Source organism: Microbacterium sp. WCS2018Hpa-9, from assembly GCF_031843745.1.
In the GTDB taxonomy this organism is placed as follows: domain Bacteria; phylum Actinomycetota; class Actinomycetes; order Actinomycetales; family Microbacteriaceae; genus Microbacterium.
In genome coordinates this window covers 57,094-66,685 of sequence record NZ_JAVTIY010000013.1, presented here as the reverse complement: position 1 = coordinate 66,685, position 9,592 = coordinate 57,094, and the positions used below count along the sequence as shown (strand labels likewise).

Here is a 9,592-nt window from a genome sequence, read left to right as displayed (position 1 = left end):
CCGCCGGGGTTCTCTTCACCGGGGTTTTCTTCTCCGGGGGTTTCCCCGCCGGGGTTCTCTTCACCGGGGTTTTCTTCTCCGGGGGTTTCCCCGCCGGGGTTCTCCTCACCCGGGTTCTCTTCACCGGGGTTATCTTCGCCCGGGTTTTCTTCTTCGGGGTTCTCGACTTCGGGTGCCGGCTTCGATGTCTCGACGGGAGCCGCGGGTGCAGCGATAGCGGGCGCGATGTCCTCGGCCGGCTGAGGGGTGACGGGTGCTTCGACGGGTGGCGTGACCGGTTCGGGATCAGGCTCCACGTCGTCGACGACCTCAGTCTTGTCGTCGGATATCGACTCGTCGGGACCGACGTCTGCACTGATCGACGAGGAGTCGCTGTCGCCGGCGCTGGGCAGCGATGCCGCCGGTACGGCGCCGGTGAGGCTCGGGATGATGGTGGCGGCTGCAACGACACCGGCGACCACCAGAGCGGCTGATCCCGCGCCGACGAGCGCGCCGACACCGCTGAAGATGCCGCCGCTGGCCGTGCCACCGGCTCCGCCACCTGCGGCGCCACCACCTGCTGGACTGCCACCGCCCGTTGTACCGCCACCGCCTGCTGCACCGCTGGAGGAACCGGTCGATGCTGCCGTTGCCCCTCCTGCGACGACGACCGCACCCTCGGTGATTCCCGAGGGCATGGCCGCGAGCGCGACGATCGGAGTGCCGCCACCCTGCAACGTGGCGAGATAACCTGCGGAACCCGTGACGCCGAGGACGAGCGGGAGCAGCACCAGGGCCAGACGCTTGGACACGTCCTTGGCCTCAGCGGCGACGATCATGCAGCGTGCGCACTCTTCGAGGTGCTGCTCGAGACGGTTGTGGTCTCGTGTGCTGAGATTCCCGCGTGAGTAGGCACCCAGATGTTCGATGGACCACTGGCAGTCGGAGCCTGCGGACGCGCTGCGGAGGTGGGCCTGGATCCACGCCTCGCGAAGCCCTTCGCGCGCCCGGAACGCGAGCTGCGAGACGGCGCCCGCCTTCATGCCGAGAAGGGTCGCGGCCTCCTGCGGCTTCATCTGCTCGATCTCGGTGTACCAGAGCACCTCCTGCCAACGGGAGGGAAGGCTGCGGAATGCCTGCGCGGTCAGGCTGCGATCGAGGGCCTCGTTGGCCGCCTGGTCTGTGCTGTCGGGGTCGGCGACGCTGTCGAGTTCGTCGATCGCCGACTCGCGGCGAGAGCGGCCCCACGCGGCGGCGGTGTTGCGGATGCTCGTGAAGAGGTAGGCGCGGAAGGACCCGTTGGGCCCGCCGCCCTTGATGATCGCCTGATAGATGCGGGTGTAGGACTCCTGCACGAGATCGTCGGGGTCGATCGACGACGTGATCGACCGGGCGACGGACATGCCGGAGGGATAGTGCCGCCTCCAGAGTTCGCCGAAGGCCGCTGCGTCACCCGAGCGGGTGCGCAGGACGAGATCGGCGTCGGCGATCGTTTCGTCGTGCGAAGTGCTGTCCTGATCCACTGTCATCCATCTGTCGTGGAGCGCGAGTGCGCCTCCACATGAAGAGACGCGTGAACCCCATTTTCATCACGCGTCATCTCCATTCTCTCTCCAATCTCTCAGGCTTGCCACCCCTTCCGAGAAACTGGTCGCAAATTTCCTGACTCCGATAAACCCCTGGTCACACGCAGATCGGTCGATCCTGGAGAGCGATCTCGAAAAAGGATCTGGGAAATCGCGTAATGAATCGGCATCCCCTTCGTCTCATCACTAGAGACAGCCATGGAGCTCCACCGGGGGGCGGAGCTCAGGCGCTGGTGCAAGGGGTAAGTGCACCGGCATGGCGGGTCGGGCACCTCGGGGGAGGAGCGCTCGGCCCGCCAGCTCTCGCACATGGGAGGGAAATGTGACGGGGCCGCCGATCTGGGGAACGGCGGCCCCTCACCCACTCCGACAGCGTGTCCGCAGAGAGCGCGTCCGCATCTCGATGCGCTCGCGACATCCGACTACGGGCGGTCGCCCACCCACACGCGCACGACGTGCAGCTGGGCATCCAGAAGCACGGCGTCAGCGACGTACCCGGCCGCGAGACGGCCGAGTCTGTCGCCGTACCCGATGGCGGCAGCCGGAGTCTCGGTGAGCGCGCGCACCGCCTCCGCAAGCGGTGCGCCCGCAGCGGTCGCCCGGCGCAGCGCGACATCCTGCGTGAGGGTCGACCCGGCGATCGAGCCTGTGTCGTCCGCACGCGCGATGCCGTCGTCGACCGTCACACTGACGGCGCCCAGGTCGTAGTGTCCGTCGGCGCTGCCCGCGGCAGCCATGGCGTCGGTGATGAGCGCCACGCGGCCGGGCGCCGAGTCGAACACGAGCTTGACCACGTGCGGATCGAGGTGAACGTCGTCGGCGATCACCTCGAGCACCACGCGGCGGTCGGCGGCTGCAGCCAGCACCGGCCCCGGCGCGCGGTGGTGGATTCCGGGCATGGCATTGAAGGCATGGGTCAGCACGGACGCACCTGAGTCGAACGCGGCGACCGCCGTCGCGGCATCCGCGCTCGTATGACCCACCGCAGCCACGGCCCCGGCGTCGACGATCAGTCGGATCGCCTCGAGGCCGCCGGGGAGTTCGGGCGCGATCGTCACCTGCCGGATCGTGCCACGGCCGGCGTCGAGCAGTCGAGCGACATCGTCGCGGGCCGGAGCCAGCAGCAGCGTCGGCTCATGCGCTCCGTGGTGCGCCGGGTCGAGGAACGGCCCTTCCAGATGCGATCCGAGGATGTCGGCATCTGTCTCCATCAGGTCGGCGATCTCCGCCACGCGCTCTGCGAGGGCGTCGACCGGCGCCGTGACGAGCGAGATCACCGATCGTGTGGTGCCGTGGGCGCGGTGCAGAGCGCGAGCCCTGCGGATCGCCTCCGCGCCGTCGTCGAACGAGGCGCCGGCACCTCCGTGGCAGTGGATGTCGATGAATCCGGGCGTGAGCACGGCATCCGGTCCGGCGACGACGGTCGCGTCGACGACCTCGTCTGCTGTGGCCCACGTCCGCCCGGTTCCGACGGCGACGACCCGGCCGTCTTCGATCCGCACCCAGGAGTCCGCGACCTCGGCCCCGTGGTCGATCAGTCGGGCTGAGTGGATGACGAGCGATCCTGTCGCTGCGGAATCGGGTGTCATCGTTCGCTCCAGGGGATCTCGGCTGCGGGGTGGAAGTCGACGCCTTCAGCCTTCCACAGCGGGGCCAGCCCACCGAGCCGTGCGCGGAACGACTCCCAGTCGCGACCGGCAGTGCTGCGCGGCGACCAGGCGACCTCGGCGTGAGCGGCGGCCCGAGGGAACACCAGCTGCTCGACATCGCTCAGGGTGCGAGTGGTCTCGCTCCACAACGGAGCCTCGATGCCGAGGATCGCGGCCTCGGGTACGTCGAGCACCGCGGTCGGCTCCCACTCGTATGCCGTGCGCACGTCGATGATCGCGGCCCAGGTCAGCCCGAGAGGGAAGTCGGCGTCGTACTTCATGTCGAGGTAGGCGACGTCGGCGGTCGACATGATGAGCGCGCCGCCGCGTTCGACGAAGTGCGCGGCCTCGGCGGCATGCGAGCCCTCGGGTGTCGTCTTGCCCCAGTACTGACCGATCGTGCCCTCGGCGATGTCCTTCGCTGCGCCGACCTCGTGCCATGCCAGGGGGATCTTGCCCTCTTCGAAAACGATCGCGGTCGCGCGCTCGACGAAGTGATCGAAATCCGCCTGCGGGGTGCCCAGTGATTCGTCTCCGCCGATGTGGATGAACGGACCAGGTGTCATCTCGGCGAGCTCTCGCACGACGTCGCGCACGAACTCGTACGTGCGCTCCTCGTGGATGCGGACGCTCGAGTGTCCGACGCCCCATCCGAGATAGGGCTCGCCGGCCACGGGGAGCGGCTGGCCGAGGCGCGCGGACTCCGCGATCAGGCTGTCGTTCATGACCGGATCCTCGACGAGCTCGGGGTACGCGACGCCGATGGCGTGCGTGTGGCCGGGAAGGTCGATCTCGGGGATCACGAGCATGTGCCGCTCGGCCGCGTACGCCACGATCTCGCGATAATCGTCTTTGGTGTAGAAGCCCCCGGGGTCGCCGAGCGATGCGGTCGACGATGCGAGTTCGGTGAGCTTCGGCCATGAGTCGATCTGGATGCGCCAGCCCTGGTCGTCGCTGAGGTGCAGGTGCAGGTGGTTGAACTTCAATGCGCTGGTGCTGTCGATGAACTTCTTGACTTCGTCGACGTCGAAGAAGTGCCGCGTGACGTCGAGCATCACGCCGCGGCGCTCGAATCGCGGTGCGTCCGTGATCTCGGAGCGCAGCAGTGCCCAGCCCTCGTCGCCCTCACGGAGCAGCTGCAGCAGGGTCTGAACCCCGTAGAACAGTCCTGCCTCGTCGCCGCCGACGACTTCGACGGAGTCGGCGACCCTGAGCGTGTATCCCTCGGATGCGATGGCGGGATCGACGCGCAGCACGATCGCCGATGTCGTGGCTGCCGTGTCGGTGGAGTGGGAGAAGCGGATGCCGCTGCGCCGCTCTGCGGCATCGATCAGCTGGTGCGCGGCCGGGGAGTCGCCGATGACTCGCGTGCTCTCGGAGACGGCCAGCCGACCATCGCCGGCGATGGCGGAAGCGGGAAGGGGGACAAGGGGCATGGAATGGGGAAGGACCATGAACAAAACCTACCCTGCGCAGAGTCGGCAGCACAGGGAAATCCGCTATGCTTTCACTCGTCGCGACTGGCGTCTGGGTGGACTACCACCGGGGAGCGACTGACCACGGAATTCGACCGCGCGCCTGGGCCGATAGGTATACCCCTTCGAATCCGTCGTCAGAGGAGCAAGTCATGACCGATCGTTACTTCAACGCCCCGCTCGCCGAGGTCGACCCCGAGATCGCACAGGTTCTCGACCGCGAGCTCCGGCGTCAGCAGACGTTCCTCGAGATGATCGCATCCGAGAACTTCGTGCCCGTCTCGGTGCTGCAGGCGCAGGGTTCGGTGCTCACCAACAAGTACGCCGAGGGATACCCCGGGCGCCGCTACTACGGTGGCTGCGAAGAGGTCGACGTCGCCGAGGAGCTGGCCATCCAGCGCGCCAAAGACCTGTTCGGCTCGGAGTTCGCCAACGTGCAGCCCCACTCGGGAGCGTCGGCCAACGCCGCCGTGCTGCACGCGATCGCCCGCCCCGGCGACACGCTGCTCGGCCTCGCTCTCGACCAGGGCGGCCACCTCACGCACGGCATGAAGATCAACTTCTCGGGCCGTCTCTACGACATCGTCGCCTACGGCGTCGACCCCGAGACCTCGACGATCGACATGGACGAGGTGCGTCGCCTCGCGATCGAGCACAAGCCCAAGGTCATCATCGCCGGCTGGTCCGCCTACCCCCGCACGCTCGACTTCGCCGCCTTCCGCGCGATCGCCGACGAGGTCGGCGCGCTGCTCTGGGTCGACATGGCGCACTTCGCCGGCCTCGTGGCCGCAGGCCTGCACCCGAACCCGGTGCCGCACGCACACGTCGTCTCGTCGACCGTGCACAAGACGATCGGCGGTCCCCGTTCGGGCTTCATCCTGACGAACGACCCCGACATCGCGAAGAAGATCAACACGGCCGTGTTCCCGGGACAGCAGGGTGGCCCGCTCATGCACGTGATCGCCGCCAAGGCGACCGCGTTCAAGCTCGCAGGCACCCCCGAGTTCAAGGAGCGCCAGGAGCGCACGCTGCGCGGAGCATCGATCCTCGCCGAGCGTCTCTCGCAGCAGGATGTGAAGGATGCCGGCATCGGGGTGCGCTCCGGCGGCACCGATGTGCACCTGGTGCTGGTCGATCTTCGTGACGCCGAGATCGACGGCAAGCAGGCCGAAGACCTGCTGCACGACATCCACATCACCGTGAACCGCAACGCGGTGCCCAACGACCCTCGTCCGCCGATGGTCACCTCGGGCCTGCGCATCGGAACTCCGGCGCTCGCGACCCGCGGTTTCGGCGACGCCGAGTTCACCGAGGTCGCCGACGTGATCGCCCTCGCGCTGCTGCCCGGTGCCGACGTCGAGGCGCTCCGTGCTCGTGTCGACGCGCTCGCCGCAGTCTTCCCGCTCTACCCGGACCTGCAGCAGTGACCGCGAAGATACTCGACGGCAAGGCGGCGTCGGCCGCGATCAAGGCCGAGCTGACCGAGCGTGTCGCCGCACTGAAGGCGAAGGGCATCGTGCCGGGCATCGCGACCGTGCTGGTCGGCGCCGATCCGGCATCCCAGCTGTACGTCGGCATGAAGCACCGTCAGTCCGAGGCGATCGGGATGAACTCGATCCAGCGCGAGCTGCCGGCCGACGCCACGCAGGCCGACGTCGAAGCGCTGATCGACGAGCTCAACGCCGACCCCGAGTGCCACGGGTACATCGTGCAGCTGCCGCTGCCGAAGCACATCGACACGGATGCGATCCTCGAACGGATCGACCCGGCGAAGGATGCCGACGGTCTGCACCCGACCAACCTCGGCCGACTCGTGCTCAACGTCAACAACCCGATCCACACGCCGCTGCCGTGCACGCCGCGCGGTGTGATCGAGCTGCTGCTGCGCAACGACTACGACCTCAAGGGCAAGCACGTGGTGGTCGTCGGGCGCGGGGTGACCATCGGGCGCTCGATCGGGCTGCTGCTGACCAGGCGCGATCTGAACGCGACGGTCACGCTGACGCACACCGGCACGGTCGACATGCCGCGCTACCTGCGCGAGGCCGATGTCATCGTCGCGGCTGCGGGTGTGAAGCACCTCATCCGCGCCGAGGACGTCAAGCCGGGAGCCGCCGTGCTCGACGTGGGAGTGACCCGCGAGACCGACGCTGAGACGGGCAAGAACCTGGTCTTCGGAGACGTCCATCCCGGTGTCGCAGAGGTCGCGGGCTGGGTCTCGCCGAACCCCGGCGGTGTGGGGCCGATGACCGTCGCGCTTCTGATGACCAACGTCGTCGAGGCGGCCGAGCGGCTGGTCTGAGTCGCTGGGCGGTCCCGCAGCCGCAGACGATCAGAGAGGTCGCAGGGAATCCACGGATCCCTGCGACCTCTCTGCATGTCTGTGAGGCGACGCGGATGCCGAGGCTCCGCCCGCCCGGCCGTCAACCCAGTTCGTCGAGCATCCGACGCTGCTCGGGGGTGAGGCCATCGTTGAGCTCGGCTCGGGCATCGGCCGTGCTGGCGGTCTCAGTCGGCGGGGCCGACGATGCGGGCGTGGCCTTCGCACGCGATCCGGTCACTCTGCCCTGCACGGCGTCGTACAGCTCGCCCGCCTTCGCGCGGAGCCTGTCGTCGACCTGGTCGTAGATCATCCAGCCGAACAGCAGGAACAGCGGAGGAAGTGCGTAGCTCCAGAAACCGGAGGCGCGGACGCCGCTCAGCCACACGACAGCCACCCAGATGATGAGCTCGACCAGGTAGACGAGGACGTACTGCACGACCTTCTCGCCGGTCTTCGTGCGGTCGGCGGCAGACTTGGCCGCGGCCTTGCGGAACGCGCCGGTGAGCAGCGGCTTCACGAAGAGCGCCGCCAGGGTCAGGACGACCGCGGCCCAGAGTGCGTTGAATCCGACCGAGACACCGGCGGACAGCAGGCCGATGAGCAGCAGCACGGCGACATTGAACACGTAGAGCGCGGCGAACCGGACGATTCCGTTCTTCATGCGACCAGAATTCCACATTCCAGGAGGCCATGGTGGCGGTGGCGCCGAGCAGGCGTGCAGGCCGGAGGTCAGCGAGCGGGGAAGGCGCGCTCGACCGCATCCACCACCGCGCCGTAGACCGAGTCCCACGGAACGAGTGGGGGAGTGACGCCGGCGAGCTCGAGGCTCACGGCGCCGTGCACCTGTGCCCAGACGGTGAGCGCGGCGGCCGTCACGCCTGACTCGTCGACACGTGCCGCGAGTGCGCGCATCAGCGGAGCCATCGCCGTGCTCATGGTCGCTTCGTCGGGTCGGCAGTCCTCAGTCGCCACGCCCCCGCCGAACATCAGGCGGTAGAGCGCGGGGTTGGCCATCGCCCATGACCGATAGGCGAGTCCGAGCGCGCGCAGTCCCTCGGATTCGGCCGCGGCCTGCGCCGCGCCGAACGAGGCGAAGCCGTGCTCGATGACGGCGACGAGCAGCTCGGTCTTCCCGCCGAACAGGGCGTAGACGGCCGAGGTCGAGGTGCCGGCGTTCTGCGCGATGTCGCGGAGGCTGATTCGCTCCGGCCCCTTGTCGTCGACCATCTCGGCTGTCGCGGCGAGCAGGCGATCGCGCAGCGCGTCGTCGTACAGAGGAGGTCTTGCCATGCGATCGATCCTATCGTAACGTTGTTGCATAACGCAGTTACGTAACAACGTTCCAAGGAGTGGCTCATGGCTCAGCAGGTCTTCCCCGGTCGATTCACCGCAGCCCCCGACCGATCGGACGTCACGGTCTTCCTGATCGGGATGCGCGCCAACCGGTGGTGGCAGCTCGGCAAGGTGTGGTGGACCGCCAGCAAGATGCCGCCGATGCTGCAGCACCTCGCGACCCATCCCGATGCAGGGATGCTCGGCGCCCACAGCTGGTTCGGGCGCACGACGATCCTGCTGTCGTATTGGGAGAGCCCGGAGCACCTGCAGCGATTCGCCGCCGACCGCGATGCTCCGCATCTGCAGCCCTGGCGCGACTTCATGCGGTCGCTGCAGGGCACGGGAAGTGTGGGGGTCTGGCACGAGACCTACCAGGTGCCCGTCGCCGACCTCGAGGCCGTGTACGTCGACATGCCGGCGTTCGGGCTCGCGGCCGCCACCGCGCATGCGCCGGTCGGCTCCGGAACGAAGACGGCGCGCCAGCGACTGGGTCGCTGACGCGCTGTTCTCTGGAGAAGTCAGGCCTGCGGGTGCAGGCTGCTCTCGATGTTCGTGATGCGTGCCTGCTCGTCGAAGCGGAACGTCGCGGTGCCTGATGCATCGGCGACCGTGGCACCCGAGAAGGACTCGTCGGTCCACGTGAGGTTCCAGCCGGCAAGGCGAGCGGCATCCCACACGGCCGTGCGGGCGTCGGGCAGAGTCACGGTCGAGAGGATGCGGGGGAGGACGATCGCGGCGGAGGCGACCGTGAGCGGCGGGAGCGGAGCATCGAGCAGGAACACCGCGTAGGTGCCGCCGCCGACGGGAGCGAGGTAGTACGGCGCGCGGCCGGTGAGCTCGACGGCCACGGCGCCGACGGTGTGAGCGGCGGCGGCGATCCAATCGGCGTCGCCCGCGGCATCCTCGGGGAACGGGAGCTCGGTCTCGCTCAGCTCGACGATGCCGTGCTCGGTTCCGTACTCGCGCAGCTGGGCTGCGATACCGGCCGGGTCGCCCTGCGGATGCGCCCACGCCCAGAGCAGCGAGCGCGGACCCGGCGCGATCGTCGCGACGAGGTGGGCGCGGGAGACGAGCTGGCGGGTGGTGTCGGCGTTCGACGTGAACGTCAGCGTTCCCGCCGCCATGTCGGCATCCCAGCGGTTGTCGCCGAGGTCTTCGAGGGCGGTGGCCAGGGAATCCTGACGGAGGGCGGAGAACAGTGCAGCACGGTCTGCGAGCGGCTGGAGCGCGGCGAAGGTCATGCCC

The 9,592-nt window shown here is 68.4% G+C and carries 9 protein-coding genes and 1 riboswitch; of the genes, 3 read left to right on the top strand and 6 right to left on the bottom strand.

From position 1 onward, the window contains the following. From RQG82_RS19660 to RQG82_RS19650, 3 genes are all read right to left on the bottom strand, one after another. Window positions 1-1,508, bottom strand: a 1,508-nt coding sequence (locus tag RQG82_RS19660) for a sigma-70 family RNA polymerase sigma factor (RefSeq protein ID WP_311260469.1), incomplete at its 3' end; no start/stop codon positions are given. Between the two features lie 479 nt (window positions 1,509-1,987). Further along, window positions 1,988-3,154, bottom strand: a complete 1,167-nt coding sequence (gene nagA / locus RQG82_RS19655; RefSeq protein WP_311260468.1) for an N-acetylglucosamine-6-phosphate deacetylase — start codon at window positions 3,152-3,154, stop codon at window positions 1,988-1,990. Further along, a complete protein-coding gene (locus RQG82_RS19650; protein ID WP_311260467.1) occupies window positions 3,151-4,668 on the bottom strand; it encodes a family 20 glycosylhydrolase in 1,518 nt (505 codons plus the stop codon). The genes nagA and RQG82_RS19650 overlap by 4 nt, the downstream gene beginning before the upstream one ends. 52 nt (window positions 4,669-4,720) lie before the next feature. Continuing rightward, a riboswitch (ZMP/ZTP riboswitch) is annotated at window positions 4,721-4,805 on the top strand. A gap of 36 nt (window positions 4,806-4,841) precedes the next feature. Between RQG82_RS19650 and glyA the strand changes: the two genes are divergently transcribed. Together glyA and RQG82_RS19640 are read left to right on the top strand one after the other, a co-directional pair. Continuing rightward, a complete protein-coding gene (gene glyA / locus RQG82_RS19645) occupies window positions 4,842-6,116 on the top strand; it encodes a serine hydroxymethyltransferase (RefSeq protein ID WP_311260466.1) in 1,275 nt (424 codons plus the stop codon). Next, the gene (locus RQG82_RS19640; protein ID WP_311260465.1) at window positions 6,113-6,991 is read left to right on the top strand and encodes a bifunctional methylenetetrahydrofolate dehydrogenase/methenyltetrahydrofolate cyclohydrolase; all 879 of its coding nucleotides are present in this window, start codon (window positions 6,113-6,115) and stop codon (window positions 6,989-6,991) included. The genes glyA and RQG82_RS19640 overlap by 4 nt, the downstream gene beginning before the upstream one ends. Window positions 6,992-7,112: 121 nt before the next feature. Here the strand turns inward: RQG82_RS19640 and RQG82_RS19635 are convergent, their stop codons facing one another. Both RQG82_RS19635 and RQG82_RS19630 read right to left on the bottom strand, forming a co-directional pair. Then, on the bottom strand, window positions 7,113-7,673 hold the full coding sequence (locus RQG82_RS19635) for a hypothetical protein (RefSeq protein WP_311260464.1): 561 nt from the start codon (window positions 7,671-7,673) through the stop codon (window positions 7,113-7,115). Between the two features lie 68 nt (window positions 7,674-7,741). Further along, window positions 7,742-8,302: a TetR/AcrR family transcriptional regulator gene (locus tag RQG82_RS19630; RefSeq protein WP_311260463.1), complete on the bottom strand. Its 561-nt coding sequence runs from the start codon at window positions 8,300-8,302 to the stop codon at window positions 7,742-7,744. Between the two features lie 66 nt (window positions 8,303-8,368). Here RQG82_RS19630 and RQG82_RS19625 point away from each other — a divergent pair, with 66 nt between their 5' ends. Beyond that, entirely contained in the window at window positions 8,369-8,845 is a 477-nt protein-coding gene (locus RQG82_RS19625; protein ID WP_311260462.1) for a DUF4188 domain-containing protein, read from the top strand. Window positions 8,846-8,865: 20 nt separating this feature from the next. Here RQG82_RS19625 and RQG82_RS19620 read toward each other — a convergent pair whose 3' ends face one another. After that, window positions 8,866-9,588, bottom strand: coding sequence for a DUF6882 domain-containing protein (locus RQG82_RS19620; RefSeq protein ID WP_311260461.1), 723 nt, complete (start codon window positions 9,586-9,588; stop codon window positions 8,866-8,868). Window positions 9,589-9,592: the final 4 nt, after the last annotated feature.